The sequence below is a fragment of the Deinococcus sp. KSM4-11 genome (genome assembly GCF_004801415.1).
Lineage (GTDB): Bacteria > Deinococcota > Deinococci > Deinococcales > Deinococcaceae > Deinococcus.
On the sequence record NZ_SSNX01000008.1, the window covers coordinates 73544 to 89418 of the forward strand.

General features: G+C 68.2%; 17 protein-coding genes. 7 read left to right on the forward strand and 10 right to left on the reverse strand.

Annotated features, from left to right (window positions below; all coding sequences use genetic code 11):
- Positions 1-25: 25 nt before the first annotated feature.
- Positions 26-805, reverse strand: a complete 780-nt coding sequence (locus E7T09_RS18270) for a VOC family protein (protein WP_168734936.1) — start codon at positions 803-805, stop codon at positions 26-28.
- Positions 806-1035: 230 nt separating this feature from the next.
- Here E7T09_RS18270 and ruvB point away from each other — a divergent pair, with 230 nt between their 5' ends.
- Together ruvB and E7T09_RS18280 are read left to right on the forward strand one after the other, a co-directional pair.
- Positions 1036-2040: a Holliday junction branch migration DNA helicase RuvB gene (gene ruvB, locus E7T09_RS18275; RefSeq protein ID WP_136390631.1), complete on the forward strand. Its 1005-nt coding sequence runs from the start codon at positions 1036-1038 to the stop codon at positions 2038-2040.
- Between the two features lie 37 nt (positions 2041-2077).
- Positions 2078-2641 (forward strand): dihydrofolate reductase family protein, encoded by a 564-nt coding sequence (locus E7T09_RS18280; RefSeq protein ID WP_136390632.1) that lies wholly within the window; start codon positions 2078-2080, stop codon positions 2639-2641.
- Between the two features lie 113 nt (positions 2642-2754).
- Here the strand turns inward: E7T09_RS18280 and ada are convergent, their stop codons facing one another.
- Complete coding sequence (gene ada / locus E7T09_RS18285; protein ID WP_136390633.1) at positions 2755-3792, reverse strand: bifunctional DNA-binding transcriptional regulator/O6-methylguanine-DNA methyltransferase Ada; 1038 nt, start codon at positions 3790-3792, stop codon at positions 2755-2757.
- 85 nt (positions 3793-3877) lie between these two features.
- Between ada and E7T09_RS18290 the strand changes: the two genes are divergently transcribed.
- Positions 3878-4237, forward strand: coding sequence for an ArsC/Spx/MgsR family protein (locus E7T09_RS18290; RefSeq protein WP_136390634.1), 360 nt, complete (start codon positions 3878-3880; stop codon positions 4235-4237).
- Between the two features lie 3 nt (positions 4238-4240).
- Here E7T09_RS18290 and E7T09_RS18295 read toward each other — a convergent pair whose 3' ends face one another.
- On the reverse strand, positions 4241-5116 hold the full coding sequence (locus E7T09_RS18295) for an alpha/beta hydrolase (RefSeq protein WP_136390635.1): 876 nt from the start codon (positions 5114-5116) through the stop codon (positions 4241-4243).
- A 35-nt stretch (positions 5117-5151) separates the two neighbouring features.
- Complete coding sequence (locus E7T09_RS18300; RefSeq protein WP_240741887.1) at positions 5152-6258, reverse strand: acyltransferase; 1107 nt, start codon at positions 6256-6258, stop codon at positions 5152-5154.
- 120 nt (positions 6259-6378) lie between these two features.
- On the opposite strand from E7T09_RS18300, the gene E7T09_RS18305 reads away from it, so the two are divergent.
- Complete coding sequence (locus tag E7T09_RS18305; protein WP_136390636.1) at positions 6379-6789, forward strand: DUF1801 domain-containing protein; 411 nt, start codon at positions 6379-6381, stop codon at positions 6787-6789.
- A gap of 9 nt (positions 6790-6798) precedes the next feature.
- On the opposite strand, the gene E7T09_RS18310 is transcribed toward E7T09_RS18305, so the two are convergent.
- Positions 6799-7545, reverse strand: a complete 747-nt coding sequence (locus tag E7T09_RS18310) for an SDR family oxidoreductase (protein WP_136390637.1) — start codon at positions 7543-7545, stop codon at positions 6799-6801.
- Between the two features lie 94 nt (positions 7546-7639).
- On the opposite strand from E7T09_RS18310, the gene E7T09_RS18315 reads away from it, so the two are divergent.
- From E7T09_RS18315 to E7T09_RS18325, 3 genes are all read left to right on the forward strand, one after another.
- Positions 7640-8101: a helix-turn-helix transcriptional regulator gene (locus E7T09_RS18315; protein WP_240741888.1), complete on the forward strand. Its 462-nt coding sequence runs from the start codon at positions 7640-7642 to the stop codon at positions 8099-8101.
- A 7-nt stretch (positions 8102-8108) separates the two neighbouring features.
- On the forward strand, positions 8109-8519 hold the full coding sequence (locus tag E7T09_RS18320) for a VOC family protein (protein WP_136390638.1): 411 nt from the start codon (positions 8109-8111) through the stop codon (positions 8517-8519).
- A gap of 168 nt (positions 8520-8687) precedes the next feature.
- Positions 8688-9125, forward strand: a complete 438-nt coding sequence (locus E7T09_RS18325) for an iron chaperone (protein ID WP_136390639.1) — start codon at positions 8688-8690, stop codon at positions 9123-9125.
- Positions 9126-9195: 70 nt separating this feature from the next.
- Here the strand turns inward: E7T09_RS18325 and E7T09_RS18330 are convergent, their stop codons facing one another.
- The 5 genes from E7T09_RS18330 to E7T09_RS18350 all read right to left on the reverse strand — a co-directional run bounded on the left by E7T09_RS18330 (position 9196) and on the right by E7T09_RS18350 (position 15868).
- The gene (locus E7T09_RS18330; protein WP_136390640.1) at positions 9196-9897 is read right to left on the reverse strand and encodes a DUF4145 domain-containing protein; all 702 of its coding nucleotides are present in this window, start codon (positions 9895-9897) and stop codon (positions 9196-9198) included.
- Between the two features lie 65 nt (positions 9898-9962).
- Positions 9963-11993 (reverse strand): molybdopterin oxidoreductase family protein, encoded by a 2031-nt coding sequence (locus E7T09_RS18335; RefSeq protein WP_136390641.1) that lies wholly within the window; start codon positions 11991-11993, stop codon positions 9963-9965.
- Positions 11994-12076: 83 nt separating this feature from the next.
- Entirely contained in the window at positions 12077-13186 is a 1110-nt protein-coding gene (locus E7T09_RS18340) for an oxidoreductase (RefSeq protein WP_136390642.1), read from the reverse strand.
- A gap of 43 nt (positions 13187-13229) precedes the next feature.
- Positions 13230-15308: an MDR family MFS transporter gene (locus E7T09_RS18345; RefSeq protein WP_136390643.1), complete on the reverse strand. Its 2079-nt coding sequence runs from the start codon at positions 15306-15308 to the stop codon at positions 13230-13232.
- A complete protein-coding gene (locus E7T09_RS18350; protein WP_136390644.1) occupies positions 15305-15868 on the reverse strand; it encodes a cysteine hydrolase family protein in 564 nt (187 codons plus the stop codon). Before E7T09_RS18350 ends, E7T09_RS18345 begins: the two co-directional genes overlap by 4 nt.
- Positions 15869-15875: the final 7 nt, after the last annotated feature.

Sequence of the window (15875 nt, forward strand, 5' to 3'; positions counted from 1 at the left end):
CCTGGGCCTCCTCCGTTTGCAGCGTTTACGCGGGCTGCGAGAGCTGGATCACGCTGAAGACCGCGCCGTCCGGGTCGGCCAGGATGGCGATGGTGCCAAATGGCGAGGCGAAGGGCGGGACGTTCACGCGGCCCCCGTGCTCTTCGGCCGTCTTCAGGGCTTGCTGTACGTCGTCCACGGCGAAGTACGTCATCCAGTGTGGGGGTACGCTGGCGGGCCAGTGCCCCTCGTCCATCTGCATGATCCCGGCGGTCTCGGTATCGCCCTGCTTGAGCGTGTAATACGTCAGGCCGCCGGGCACGGCCTGGGCGGTCGAGTGGAAGAGGGTGGTGTAGAAGTCGCGGGCCTTGCCGCTGTCGCGGGTCAGCACCTCCTGCCACGCGGGCGCGCCGTGCTCGGCGGCCACGGTGTAACCGTGGAAGTCGATGGGCTGCCACAGCCCGAACACTGCGCCAGTCGGGTCGGTTGCAACCATCATGTGGCCCAGGTTCATGACCTGCATCGGCTCCACCAGGACACTGCCACCCAGCTCACGGATGCGTGCCGCGTCGGCGTGCGCGTCATCGCTGGCGAAGTACACGGACCACGCGCTGGGCATATCCGGCATCTGCGGTGACTGGGGCACCATCCCCGCGATCTCCTCGCCGTCCTTGCGGGCGCGGTGGTAGTGGCCCAGTTCGGGGCCGTAGTCCTCAAACTCCCAGCCGAACAGGGCCGTGTAGAAGGCTTTGGCTTCCTCGGGCTTGCCGGTGCTCAGATCGAACCACGTGGGGGTGCCGGCGGGATGGGTGGTGGCTTCGGGCATACAGGAACCTCCAGGCTGGATCGCGGGGTGGGCTGCGGCATGGGCGGAGGCCATCCCGTCCGGCCCGGTGTCAGGCAGGGATCGGGTGATGGTTCAGGCCGGAACTGGGTGGCAACGGAAGGACTCAGAGCGTCATATTTCTTACAGTTCCAGTGTACGCCGGCTGTCGTGTCCTGTCAAATTCATGCGCCCCCGTTCCGTTCACAGCTAAGTTGCGGTATGCTGGCTCCATGACCGATGCTGCTCCCGGACTCGACGCCGCCCTGCGTCCCAAAACCCTGGCCGAGTACGTGGGGCAGGAGAAGCTCAAGGACAAGATGGGCGTGTACCTCCAGGCTGCCCGTGGGCGCAAGGAAGCCCTCGACCACACCCTGCTCTTCGGCCCGCCCGGCCTGGGCAAGACCACCCTAGCGCACATCATCGCCGCCGAACTCGGCGTGAACATCCGCGTGACCAGCGGCCCCGCCATCGAGAAACCCGGTGACCTCGCCGCCATCCTCACCAACAGCCTGGAAGAAGGCGACGTGCTGTTCATCGACGAGATCCACCGCCTGGGCCGCGTCGCGGAGGAACACCTGTACCCGGCGATGGAGGACTTCAAGCTCGACATCGTGCTCGGGCAGGGACCGGCCGCGCGCACCATCGAACTGCCGCTTCCGCGCTTCACGCTGGTCGGCGCGACCACCCGCCCCGGTCTGATCACCGCGCCCATGCGCAGCCGCTTCGGGATCATCGAGCACCTCGAGTACTACACGCCCGAGGAGATCGCCATCAACCTCCTGCGCGACGCCCGCCTGCTGGGCTTCGGGCTGGACGAGACGGCCGCCCTGGAAGTCGGCGCCCGCTCGCGTGGCACCATGCGAATTGCCAAGCGGCTGCTGCGCCGCGTGCGCGACTACGCCGAGGTGGCCGGCGAGAGCACCATCAGCTTGGAACGGTCCCACAGCGCCCTGGACAAACTCGGCCTGGACTCGGCGGGCCTGGACGACCGCGACAAGAAGTACCTGGAGACCCTGATCCACCGCTTCGCGGGCGGCCCCGTCGGCGTGGACACCCTCGCCACGGCCATCAGCGAGGACGCCCTGACCCTGGAGGACGTGTACGAGCCGTACCTGATCCAGCTCGGCTTCATCAAGCGCACGCCGCGTGGACGGGTCGCTACCGCGCACGCCTACGACCACCTGGGGTTGCCGGTCAGCGGCGCGGACAGCGACCTCGGGATGTTCGTGAACTGAATCCCCGCCCGACAGGACGGCAGATGGGAGGTCAGCTGTGCGAAGACTCACCGCTCTTGAACGCGTCTCGGTGGATGGGATCTTCGACGCGGCCCAGATGGCCGTGTGGGACTTCCCGTACGACAGTGAGGACAGGCAGGCCATCATCGCGGGAGGCATCCACGGCAGTGACGCGTACCTGCTGGGCCGGGTGACCTACGAGATGCTCGCGCCGGGCTGGTCCGCGTGCAAGAACAACGAATACGGCGTGGCCGATCAGTTGAACCGCATGAAGAAATACGTGGTCTCGTCGGGCCTGGAGCAGGCGACGTGGAACAACTCGACCATCATCCGGGGCGAGGTGGCCGAGGAGATCGGCCGGCTCAAGGAGCAGGCCGGGGGTGACATTCTCGTGCACGGCAGCGCCACCCTGCTGCAGACCCTGCTGGCGGCAGGACTCGTGGATGAACTCCAGCTGCTGGTGCATCCCAGGGTCGTGGGCACTGGAAAGCGGCTGTTCGAGGATGGTGTGGCCGCGTTGACGCTCGAACTGGTGGAATCGCGGTCGCTCGACCGGGGCGTGGTTCTGCTGCGCTACCAGCCGGAACAGTCAGGGCATTGACCAGGGAACGTGAAAACCACTGGCCCTCGCAAAGCTGAGTGATACGGGCGCTGCACCTGACAGCAGAGGGGCCGACACGGCGGTTCTGCCCCTCCTGCATGCCCTGACGCTGCTCAGACCCGTTCCAGCTCCAGCAGCCGCGCCTTGCGTTCTGGCCCCCAGCGGTAGCCTCCGTGGCCGCCCGTCTTCGGCACGATCCGGTGGCAGGGCACGACCACCGCCACCGGGTTGGTGGCGCAGGCCCGCGCGACGGCCCGCACCGCTGCCGGTTGCCCGATCATCTCCGCCAGCTGTGCGTAGGTGCGCGTCTCGCCGCGCGGAATCTCCCTGAGGGCCGCCCACACGCGCCGCTGAAAGTCCGTGCCGGGCACGTCCGTGACCAGAGAAGGGGCGCGGCCGGCCAGATGCGCCCGCACGCCCTCGACGTACGCCATGAGCGGCGCGGCGGCGTCGACCAGTTCCGCGTTCGGATACTCGGCGCGCAGTTCGGCCCGCAGGGCTTCCGGCTCGCCGAAGCGCACCGCGCACAGGCCCCGCTCCGTCGCGGCGACCAGCATCGGCCCCAGAACGCTGTCCGCGACCGTCTGATGAATCCGCACGCCAGCGCCGCCGCGTGCGTAGGCGCCGGGCGTCATGCCGAGCTGGTCGGTCGCGGGGGCGTACACGGTGGTGGGCGAGTCGTGGCCCGCGCCGTACAGGGCGGTCGTGACGGTCGTGTTCATCTTCAGGGCCTCCTTGAGCTTCTCGGTGCGTTGCCTGAGCGCGTACTGCTTGGGGCTGACCCCCACGCGGGCTTTGAACACGCGTTGCAGGTGAAATGGGCTCAGGCCGACCGCCGAGGCGAGGTCGGTCAGTTGGGGCGCGGTCTGTGCCGCGTCAATCAGTGCCTGCGCGTGGGCCACCACCCTGACCCCGGCGTCGATGCGCTCTGGCGTACAGCGCTTGCAGGGCCGGAATCCGGCTGCTTCCGCCGCAGCGGGCGAGTCGTGAAACGACAGGTTCTCGCGCTTCGGTCGGCGCGACGGGCAGCCCGGACGGCAGTAGATCCCGGTGGACTTCACGCCGTACCAGAACAGGCCGTCGGCGGCCGTATCGTGCGCCAGGACGGCGGCCCAGCGCGCCTCGTCATCGGAATACGTCGTGGTCGTCATGCCCGCAGGCTACGCGCCTGAAGCTTTCCGCGTGACCGGTTTCTTGCGGTCAAATTCCCCGGTCATGGCCCGCTACACTCCCAGCATGTCCGACCTTCAGGTGCAGGTCTTCGGCACGCGCAAGAGCAAGGAAACCCGCGCCGCCGAGCGCTTCTTCAAGGAACGCAAGATCAAGATCCACTTCGTCGACCTGCACGAGCGGCCCATCGCCCGCGGCGAACTGACGCGCTTCGTGCAGAAGTTCGGTCTGAACGCGCTGCTCGACCTGGAGGGCAAGGCCTACGAACGCAGCAACCTGGCCTTCCTCCGCACCACCGAGGAGGGCATCATCGCCAAGGTGATCGAGACGCCGGAACTGCTGAAACTGCCGCTGGTGCGCGGCGGCAAGGTGCTCACGGTCGGTGAGGACATGGACGGCTGGAAGGAGATGGTCGCGGGCGCGTGACCGTCAGAGGTTTGTGTGGCCGAGCGGAGCCAACTGGGCCTGACGCACGCGCTCCAGGAACGCCAGCAGTTCGTCCGCGAACGCTGGCCCGAAATGCGTGCCCCCCAGGTGCGGCCCGTCCAGGTGCAGCAGGCGGCTCTCGGGTGACGTGTTGGCGGCATACAGCACCTCGCCGTTGCGGGCGAACGACACGGCCGAATCGGCGGCGCTGCCCGCCACGAGCAGCGGCAGCGCCGTGCCAGCCCCAGGATAGTCGCGGGCCGGATCTCGGCCGGGCGGCAGCGCCTCCCCGGGCCTCAGGCCATGCGCGGCGGCGATGTCGGCCATGAAGGTTGGGTTGCCGCCGCGCCACGCGTCCTCCAGGCTCACCTGTGCGTCGAGCAGCATCACGCCGGACACCGGGTAGACGCCCGCGTAGGCCGTGAGCAGCGCCGGCAGGCCGCCCATCGAGTACCCGAAGGTGAAGGTGTGGCCGTCGAAGGGAAACAGGCGGACGGCGCGGGCATGCATGTCGGCCAGGTAGGTCAGGGCCTGGGGGGCGCCCCAGGTGGTCGGCCCGGCGTCGTTGCTGACCAGCACGGCGTAACCGGCGCCTTGCAGGCGGGCGTATAGCGCGGTCAGGTGCGGGCGCGTCAGGCTCAGGTCGGCGGTCATGCCGCGTGAGTGGGATACGACAACCAGCGGGCACGTGGGCGCGCAGGCCGTCGGCGTGTACAGGAAGGCGTCACCGAGCGGGTGTGGCAGCCGCAGCGGTTCGGACACGCGCCCGTCAGCCACGGGTACGGCGGATCCGGGCGCGGTGGGGGAGGGGGGCGACGCGGTCACGGCGGGAGACACCAGCACCGCGCCCAGCAGCAGGGGCAACACCACACGCTTCATCCCGCCGAGGGTAGCAGGGCTGGCCTGTCACGAACCTAACGTCCGAACAGCCAGCGTGAGACGGCCGTTCCCGCCAGTGCGCGCGCCAAGAGCACCGGCAGGAGCAGCGCGGCCAGTCCGTACCCCAGCAGCGTCAGGGTGAAGGCCAGCGGATGGGATGGGAAGCCCCACCGCTCCATCATGTACAGCAGTGCCGGGTGCAGCAGATACACCTGCAGGCTCAGGGTGCCCAGCACCGTCAGTGCCCGCACCCAGCGGCCCCGCATGGCCGCCAGCGCCAGCGACGCGCCGAACAGCGCCAGCACTGCCGCTGCCGTGTAGGCCCAGTTCGCCGCGCTGAACGCTAACGTATTCACCTGCTCCTCCTGCAAGGCCGCCAGCGACAGGGGCAGGAACCAGGCCAGAGACAGGACTGCCGCACCCAGAATCCAGCCCCGTCCGCGCGCCCACAGCGCCTCGAAGGCGCCCTCGTTCGCGCCGAAGTACATGCCCAGCGCCAGGGTCGGGAGGTACCACAGCGCCATCGTCGCCGGGTACGCGAACTCCAGCACGCCCACCCGGTTCAGGCCGTACACCGCGAGCTGCGCCAGGGAGGCGGCCCCCAGCACGCCCCACAGCGGCCAGCGCCGCCGCCACAGGGGAAGCAGCAGCGGCAGCACCGCGTAGAACTGCAGCACCACCAGCAGGAAATACAGGTGGTAATAGCCCTTGCCGTACTGCACCCACACCAGCCAGCGCCCCGGCTCCCGCAGCTCCGAGGGGTCTTCCTGCCCGGTGGCAAAGCGGAACAGCACGTACAGCACCGTCCACAGCAGGTACGGCAGCAGTGCGGTCCGCACCCGCGACCGGTAGTAGCGCCCCACGTCGAAGTGCCGCAGCGCCGAGCGCGTCAATACCAGCGCCGTCATGAACACGAAGGCCGGCACCACGAACAGCAGTGAGCGGTTGACCACCGACAGCGCCACGGCCAGCCCACTGCCCTCGGGCACGTACCGGACGCCCAGCCCCGCCGTGTGGTGTGCCACCACGGCCAGGATCGCCAGCCCCCGGAATACGTCCACCGCCACCAGGCGCGACGCCGGTACCGGAAGGGTGGTCGGCATGGCAGGAGCAACGGCGAGATCGGGGGTGTGGACGGTCATGACCGCGTCCACCGTAGGCGGCGGCGCCCCCCCGGCAGGGGCGAAGGGAGTCAAGGCCCGTTAACGTCCGCCGTTCCGGCCGTGGCTTCGTGGCAGCATGTCCCGACGGAGGAACGGCACATGACGAAGACCCCCTTGCAGGCCGAGAGCCCCAGCGACCGCATCACCGCGCGTCTTCAGGAACTGGGCGACTGGCGCGCCGCGACCCTTGCCCACGTCCGGCAGCTGATCCACGACGCCGACCCTGACGTGCAGGAGGAATGGAAGTGGGCCAAGACGACCTCGCCCGGCGTGCCCGTGTGGTCGCATCACGGCGGCCTGTGCACGGGCGAGGTGTACCAGCAGGCCGTGAAGCTGACCTTCTTTCGGGGAGCGGCGCTGCCCGACCCGGACGGGCTGTTCAATGCCAGCCTGAGCGGCGGCACGCGCCGGGCCATCGACCTGAAGGAAGGAGACAGCCTTGACGGCGCGGCCTTCAAGGCCCTGATCCGCGCCGCCGTGGCCGCCAACGCCGCCGCGAAGAAGAAGTAGCCCAGGCCCTCAGCGCCCGCCGCTCACGTCCAGCAGCGTGCCCGTCACGTACGACGCCCCGTCCGAGAGCAGCCACAGGATCGCCCGCGCGACCTCCTCGGCGGTGCCGCCCCGGCCCAGGGGAATGCTCGGCGCGACCCTCGCCACGCGGCCCGGTTCGCCGCCCAGCGCGTGGATGTCGGTTTCGATCAGGCCGGGGCGCACACCGCACACGCGGATGCCCTCGGCCGCCACCTCGCGCGCCAGGCCGACCGTCAGGGTGTCCACCGCGCCCTTCGACGCCGCGTAGTCGACGTACTCTCCGCCCGAGCCCAGCACCGCGGCCCGCGAGGACACGTTCACGATCACGCCGCCCGCGCCGCCGTGGCGGGTCGACATGCGCCGCACGGCCGCGCCCGCGCACAGGAAGGATCCGATCACGTTCGTGGTCAGGATGCGCGTCAGGCGGGCGGCGTCCAGTTCGTCCACGCGGGCCTGCCGTTCCAGCGTGCCCGCGTTATTCACCAGCCCGGAGATCGGCCCGAATTCGGTCTGTACGGCGTCGAACAGGCGCTCCACATCCGAGTCCACGCCCACGTCGGCCTGCACGGCCAGCGCCCGGCCGTCTGCCGCCTGAATGGCGCGGACGACCTCTGCTGCCGCGCCCGCCTCCTGCCGGTAGCTGAGGCCCACCGCGTACCCGGCCTGCGCCGCCAACTGTGCGGTGGCCGCGCCGATGCCGCGACTGCCACCCGTGATGAGAAGCACTGGAGTCATGCGTCAGGCTACCGTGCCGGGAAACCTGGCCTGAGCAGCGTAAATTTGCTCCTGACGTAAAATGTGAGTATAATTTCAGTGGAGGCGGACATCAGTGATCCCCAGAACTCCCCCATCCACCCAGGCGACCCCGCTGTCCCTGCACGACCTGACGCGGCTCCGGCGCGTCCGTGACCGGATCGACCGGGAGTACGCCCGACCGCTGGACGTCGAGGCGCTCGCCAGCGGCGTGAACATGTCCGCCGGACACCTGAGCCGCCTGTTCCGGCGGGCCTACGGTGAGTCGCCGTACTCGTACCTGATGACGCGGCGCATCGAGCGGGCCATGGCCCTGCTGCGCCGGGGCGACCTGAGCGTCACCGACGTGTGCTTCGAGGTCGGCTGCTCGTCGCTGGGCACCTTCAGCACCCGCTTTACGGAACTGGTCGGGGTGCCGCCCAGCACGTACCGCAGCGCGCACGCCGCCACACCGGCCGACCTGCCCGCCTGCGTGGCGCGGCAGGTCACGAGACCCATCAGGAATCGAGAAGCGCCCGCCCTGGGCACGGGCAAATAATGTCCGTATGGACATCACCATTCACTCGACGTTCCTGCCCCACACCGACCCCGCCGCCACGCTGGCCTTCTACCAGGACACCCTGGGGTTCGAGGTGCGGAACAACGTGGAATACGGCGGGATGCACTGGATCACGGTCGGCCCCGCCGGGCAGCCCGGAACGTCCATTGTGCTGTTCCCACCCGCCGCCACCCCTGGCCTGTCGGACACCGAGCGCCGCACCATCGCCGAGATGATGGCCAAGGGCACCTACGCCACCCTGCTGCTCGCCACCCGCCACCTCGACGACACCTTCGCCCACGTGCAGGCCGGAGCGACCGACGTCGTGCAGGAACCCATGGATCAGCCCTACGGCGTGCGCGACTTCGCCGTGCGCGACCCCGCCGGGAACCTGATCCGCATTCAGGAAATCCGCTGATTCCGATTGATTCCGCCGTGGTTGCGGAATCAATCCGACCAAAGGGAGAAGGAAGAGGTTCGGGTTCTGCGAAGTGGAGAACCATCCGACGTGTTCCCGGATGGTTTGGAGCGAAGCAGAATCCGGACGAGAAGACTACGCGACCCTATCAATCCCCGAAGGAAGCCCATGACCACCAAAACGCGCAGGAAGACCGCAGAACCGACCTTCACCGCCGAGGAACGCGCCGCCATGAAAGAGCGCGCCCGCGAACTGAAAGCCGGCGCCACCAGAGAAGAAGGCGAACAGGCCGTGAGGACGAAGATCGCCGAGATGACTGGTGCCGACCGCGCCCTGGCCGAACGCCTTCACCAGGTCATCACCGCCACCGCCCCCGACCTGGCCCCGAAGCTGTGGTACGGCATGCCCGCCTATGCTCTGGACGGCCAGATCGTGTGCTTCTTCCAGGACGCTCAGAAGTTCAAGGCGCGGTACGCCACGCTGGGCTTCAGCGACCAGGCGAAGTTGGACGACGGCGAGATGTGGCCCACGTCGTACGCGTTGAAAGAGTTGAGTGCGGCCGACGAGGAGAAGATTGCCGCGCTGGTCAAGAAAGCGGTGGGGTAGGCACTGGACTCACTCTTTATACTAAGAAGGATAGTTCGTATTTATTTTATACATACGCCCATTATCACAATCAATCAATGGGGCTGCCTGTATCAATACTAGTGATTATTTGCCGGGTATCCTTTACCTGATGTGGAATTATATACAGAAACTCTAGTAGTTGATCAAGCATATCCATCATCTCTGACCTAATCTCGTTAGGAATTTTCCTGCCCGCCTTATAATGAGGGCCCACATTGCCGGCGTGGCGAATAGCATCTGCTATGTCCAGAAATGGCTTTTCTAGGTCGATGATGTCGGGTAATCCCTTGATTGCCGCATAGAGTCCCTTGGATTTCTCTCCGCCATTATATGTGTATACAAGTGCCTCCAGCATTTGTCTGCACTGATTGAGCACGGCCGAGTTAGGTGCCTTGCTGTTGAATGTTTCCAAAGTGTCGATATAGGCGGCACGCAAATCTTCGGCGATTAACTCAATGCCCTTGACCGGAGGCCGCACGGAATCTGGGGTTGGATAGGCATAAATGATTGTTCCCGGCATATTAACATCTTTAGATTCTGGAACCACCGCAAAGAATCGGGTCAGATTACCGCACGAGGCACATTTAGAAGTGGCAGTCCATGTCTCGAATTTTTTAGTCGTTCCAATACTATCAAATGTGAAGACACTGGCATCCTTGCAATGTCCACAGCGCATGCGAACACCGTTCGGAATTACGTGAGCACCGTTCGCAGTCCAAGCCATGACAGAGCTGTTCGGTATTGGTTGCATTGCTTGGTCAGTCTACTGATCAGAATCTTTGCCTGCGAAGACATTTGAACGTTTCCGAACACCTACTATGCCCGCTCTACCCGTATCCGTGTGTTATGGAACGTGCTCCCCCCACCCAGATCCGTGAGCGTCTGCGTGGTGATGGCGTTGATGCTCTCGCCGTCGGGGGCGCTCAGGCCCCACCACGTTCCTTCCAGCACGGCCACGCCGGGTTGCACGGCGTCCGTGACCTTTACGCGGCGCTGGGCCTGCCCGACCTCGCTGCTCAGGGTGGCGTAGGCGCCGTCTTCCAGCCCGTAGGCCCCGGCGTCGGCGGGGTGGATCATCACGTGTGGCTCGCCCCCCTCGGCGCGGTTCAGGTTGCCCAGGTTGCCGTAGGTGGAGTTCAGGAAGTGGTGAGCGGGCGGCGTGAGGAGCCGCAGCGGGTACTCGGCGGTCAGGGCGGCGGCAGGTGGGCGGTACGTGGGAGCGGGCGAGAGCTGAACCGTGCCGCTGGAAGTTTCCGCGCCGTGGGCGTACGGCAGGAAGACGTCGGGGAGGTTCAATTTCACGCTGCCCTCGGCCTTCAGGCGTTCGGGCGTGATGCCGTTCAGGTGCGGGTGATCGGTATTCAGCAGCTCGGCCATCAGCTCGTCGACGGTCCAGTACACGCTGGGCTCGGTAATCTCCAGTCGGCGCGCGAGTTGCTGGAAGACCCAGGAGTTCGGGCGGGTCTCGCCGGGCGCGTCGAGGGCCTGGGCGTTGTACCCCAGGTAATGGTGTCCGTAGCTGGTGTACATGTCGGCGTGCTCGGCGAAGGTGGTGGCGGGCAGCACGTAGTCAGCCAGCCGCGCCGTGTCGGTCATGGCCTGTTCGAGCACGACCACCAGCAGGTCCTCGCGCTGTAGGCCAGCGCGCACGCGGCGGCTGTCCGGCGCGACCACGGCGGGGTTGCAGTTGTACAGGAACGCCGCGCCGAAGCTGCCTTCGGGGCGCAGGGCGGACGCGAGTTCGTTCATGTTCACGTGCGCGACGCCTTCAGGAAGCAGGTGCTGCGCCCCCAGCCGCGTGCGGTTCAGTTTGAAGGCCCCGCTGCTGCTGAGGGCGCAGCCGCCGCCCCGATGCCGCCAGTCGCCCGTCAGGGCGGGGATCAGCGTGACGGCGCGGAGGTTCGTGCCGCCCGTCTCGTGCCGGGTCATGCCGTAGCCCACGCGGATGTACGTGGGCCGCGTGGTGCCGATGGCGCGGGCAAAGGCACGCACGGCCTCCACGTCCAGCCCCGTGATTTCGGCGGTGCGTTCCGGCGTCCACTCGGCCACGGTGGCGCGGAGTTCCTCGATGCCGCTGGTGGCCTCCGCGATGTAGGACTCGTCCGTCCAGCCGTGGGCGAACAGCTCGTGCATGACGCCCAGGGCCAGGGCGGCGTCCGTGCCGGGCACGATCTTGAGATGCTCGTCCGCGAAGGCGGCCGTGCGGTTGCGGTACGGATCGACGCAGATGATGCGCGCCCCGGCCTTGCGGGCGGCGGTCAGGTGCGGTGTCAGGTGGCTGTTGGTACTCAGGGAATTGATGCCCCACAGCACGATCAGTTTCGCGTGCGCCACGTCTTCCGGATCGACGCCGTAGCGGGTGCCGTAGCCGAGCTGCCACGCGGCCGTGCCGGCGGACGCGCAGATCGTCTCGTCGAGTTCCGGCGTGCCCAGCGCGCGGAACAGGGCGTGCGCGTGGTGCCCTTCCATCAGGCCCATGGTGCCCGCGTAGGTGTACCGCAGGATGCTGGAGGGGCCGCGCGTGTCCAGCAGGGTGCGCAGCCGGGCGGCGATGTCGTCCAGCGCGGCCTCCCAGGTCACGCGCTCCCACACGGGCTCGGCGTCCGTCTTGGCGTTCACTCGCCGCAGGGGGTACAGGGGCCGCTCCGGGTGGTTCGCGCGGGCCGGGTAGTGCACGGTCTTCACGCACGCGAAGCCCCTGGTGACCGGGTGCGCCGGGTCGCCCGTGACCTTCAGCATCCGCTCCGGGCCGTCATCGTCGCGGCCCACGGTGACCTTCAGGCGGCAGGCGTCCGGGCAGTCCAGCGGGCAGGTCAGCAGCACGTCACGCGTCGGTAAGACCGTCATGCGCGGAGTCTACGCGCCGCGCCGCAAGCGGGCGAGGGCCACTTCGGGACAGGCTGGACGGGCCGGTAGCCTTCCCCCGCCCGTCACACCTCGAAGTCCACGCCGGTCAGTTCCTCGGACACGGCCCACAGCCGCGCGGCGTCCTGCCGGTCGTGCGAGCGGTCGACCGAGGTCACGCGTTCGGGAGTGCCGCCGAGTTCCAGCAGGCCGGACGGGCCGTAGAACGCGCCGCGCATGGTGTCCGGCGAGGTCGCGGCGTACAGCGTGGGCAGCGCGCCCATCGCGGCGGACTGCGCGAACCACTGGTTGAAGAGCTGCGCGCCACGTCCCTCGCCCTGGAGGCCGGTGGAGGCCCAGCCGGGGTGCGCGGCGACTGCCAGCACGTCCTTCCCGGCGGCATTCAGGCGGCGTTGCAGTTCGTACGTGAACAGCAGGTTCGCGAGTTTGCTCTGCCCGTAGGCGGGCATGGGCGCGTACCGCCGGGCGTGCCAGTTCAGGTCGCCGAACTCCATTTTCCCGAACCGGTGCGCGATGCTGCTCACGGTCACGACCCGGGCGCCGGGGGTGCGTTCCAGCAGCGGCATCAGCTGCGCGGTCAGGGCGAAGTGGCCCAGGTGGTTGACGCCGAACTGCGTCTCGAAGCCCTGCACGGTGCGGCCCAGCGGCGGCACCATGATTCCTGCGTTGTTCACCAGCACGTCCAGGTGGTCGTACTCTGCCCTGACGCGCCCTGCGAAGGCCCGCACCGACTCCAGGTCGCCCAGGTCGAGGGTCATCGGCACCACCTCACCCTGCGGGTTCAGTGCGCGGATCTGATCGGCGGCCTTCTGTGCCCTCGGTACGCTGCGGCAGGCCATGATCACGGTCGCGCCGCGCAGGGCCAGCACGCGCGAGGTTTCCAGCCCCAGGCCACTGTTCGCGCCGGTCACGATCACGACCTTGCCACGCTGGCCCGGTACGTCGGCTTCCGTCCAGGGGTTGGCCTTGCGGCCCCGCAGGAGGTAGGCGAGCGGCCCCAGGGTATTCACGAACAGGCCCACGCGCCACGCCGTTTTGCTGCCGTTCACGGCCTCTGGGCGGCGGCTGTTCAGGTCGATCCAGGCCGTGGCGAACAGCCCGAGTTGCGCGAGTGCGGCGGTCACGAGCCCGGCTTTCTGGGCGGGCCTGAGGTCAGTCCATCTCTTGATCGGCATGGGGGTCATCCTATGGGGCGGGAGGGGGCGGAGACGGCCGTGGTCAGACCTCGATGGAGCGCAGCTCGTCCTCGGCCACCTGCTCCCTGGAGACCGCGCCGGGCGTCGATTCCGGCAGGAACACGCTGACGATCAGCGCGAGCAGCGTGACCCACAGGCCCACCCGGTACAGTAGCGACACGGCGTCCGTGAAGGACTGCTTCACGCCCGCGCCGATCCGGTCGATGACCGTCATGACCGTGGCGCGCGCGTCGTCCAGACCGGCGAGGATCTTCTGCAGGGCGGCCTGCGGCTGCGTGGCGAGCGTCTGCCGTTCCTGCACCTCCAGGCCCGCAAGCACCTGGGTCAGGGCCCGCTGGGAGGTCGCGGCGGGCACCAGACCGGCGGCCCCCTGACGCGCCAGGGTCTTCAGGGCCGGGGGCAGCTGCGGGTTGGACACGACCTGTTGCACGGCGGCCGGATCGTGGGTGATCAGCGCGGCCCGCAGGAGGGTGCGCTGCTGCTCGAAGCCAGTGCGGATGGTGGCGTCGAAGCCGCCCTGTTGCAGCACGGCGCGCAGCTGCGGGTCGGTGGCGGGGTCGTTCAGCAGGGCCTGGGTGGCCGCCCGGTCATGGTCGCGCAGGGCGGCCACGTACTGGGCACGGGTCTGATCGAGCTTCAGGGCGGCCGTGTGCCTGAGCTGCGCCGCGTCGAAGTTCTGGGCGCTGCCCGCGCCGCTGCCATGGGCGGTGGGCGCACTGAACTGGGTGCGCAGGGCGGCGGGCAGGTCCTGGGTGGCGGTGGACACCGTGGTCTGGATGTGGCCCTTGAGGGTGCTGGCGAACAGCGTGCCGAGCACGGCCACGCCGATGGTGCTGCCCAGCGAGCGCAGGAAGTTGTTCGTGCCGGTCGCCGCGCCGATATCGCGCGCGGGCACGGCGCCCTGGATGGCGATGGTCAGCATGGGCAGGATTGGGCCGAGGCCCAGGCCCACGACGATCATCTTCCACGTCAGCTCGAACTGCGTACTGTCCACGCGCAGCGTGTAGCCCATCAGGACGAAGCTGAGCATCAGGATCACGCCGCCGGCGTAGATGATGGGCTTCATGCGGCTGGTGCGGGCGAACAGCTGCCCGGCGACGATGCTGCTCAGCACCAGCCCGATCGTGAGTGGGAAGGTGGTGAGGCCCGCCTTGGTGGCGCTCAGGCCCACCACGTTCACCATGAACAGCGGCAGGAACACCGTCGCGGCGAAGAACACCACGCCCAGCAGGAAGGTCGTGATGTTCGCCACGGCGAAGGTGCGGTTCCCGAACAGGCGCACGTCGATGATCGGGTCGGCGGCGCGGCGTTCCACCAGCACGAACGCGACCAGCGACACGAGCGCCCCGGCGAACAGCGCCAGGATCTGCCACGAGCCCCACAGGAAGCCGCTCTCGCCCGGCGCGACAGAGGTCTTGCCCAGCGACAGCGCCAGCAGCAGCGTCACGCTGAACACCGTCAGCAGGGCGGCCCCCAGGCCGTCGATCGGCGCGCGCTCGCGCGCCACCTTCAGGGGCGGCATGAACAGCATGGCGATCACCGCCGCGATGCCCAGCGGCACGCTGATGAAGAACACGTTGTGCCAGCCGAAGGTGTCGGTGACGTACCCGCCGATCACGCTGCCCAGCACCGTGGACAGGCTGAATACCGCCCCGACCAGCCCGATGTACCGGCTGCGCTGCTCCGGCGGGTACAGGTCGGCGATCACGGCGTACATCAGCCCGATCAGCGCGGCGCCGCCCAGCCCCTGCACGGCGCGGCCCGCGATCAGCATGCCCACGCCGGACGCCAGCCCGCACAACACGGACCCGATCACGAACACCACCGTGCCGAAGATCAGGATGGCCCGGCGGCCCACCAGGTCGCTGAGCTTGCCGTAGATGGGCACCAGGGTCGTGCTGGCGAGCAGGTACGCGGTGGTGATCCACGAGTACAGGCTGTTCTCGATGTTCAGGGCCTTCTGGATGCTGGGGCCGGCGGTGGTCACGATGGTCTGGTTCATGCTGGCGAGCAGCACGGCCAGCAGGATCGCCACGAGCGACAGGGTCTTCTGGTTGGACGTGAGGGCGGCAGGGGACTGCGGCGGGGACAGGGTGGTCATGCGGAGACTCCGTTCAAGAGGGTGAGGATGTCCTGGGTGGGGCCGGTCTCGCCGATCAGCGGGAACAGCTGCGTGATCGCGTGCCGGTGCGCGTCGGGCGTGCGGTCGAGCATGGCGTCCGTGGCGAAGGTGACGTGGTAGCCCGCGTCGAGCGCGTGCCGGGCGGTGGACTCGACCCCCAGGCTGGTGGCGACGCCGGCCAGCACGACCTGCGTGACGCCGAGGGCGCGCAGGTGGGCATCCAGGTCGGTGCCGGCGAAGGCGCTCCAGCGCTGCTTGGTGACGAGGTGATCGGTGGGCTGCGCGTCCAGTTCGGTCAGCACGTCGGTCCAGCCAGTCGAACGCTGGGCGCCCGTGGGGTTGGCGTCGGTGCGGCCGGGCGGCGTGCCGTTGACTTTCACGAGCACCACGGGCAGGCCGCGCTGGCGGAACGCGCCGGCCAGCGCGCGGGCGTTGTGGACGACGTCCAGGATGGGCAGAGGAGGATCGCCGGCGAGCAGGGCCTGCTGGAGGTCGATCACGATCAGGGCCGGGCGCGGGTCGAGGGTGGTGACGGGCACGGGGGTC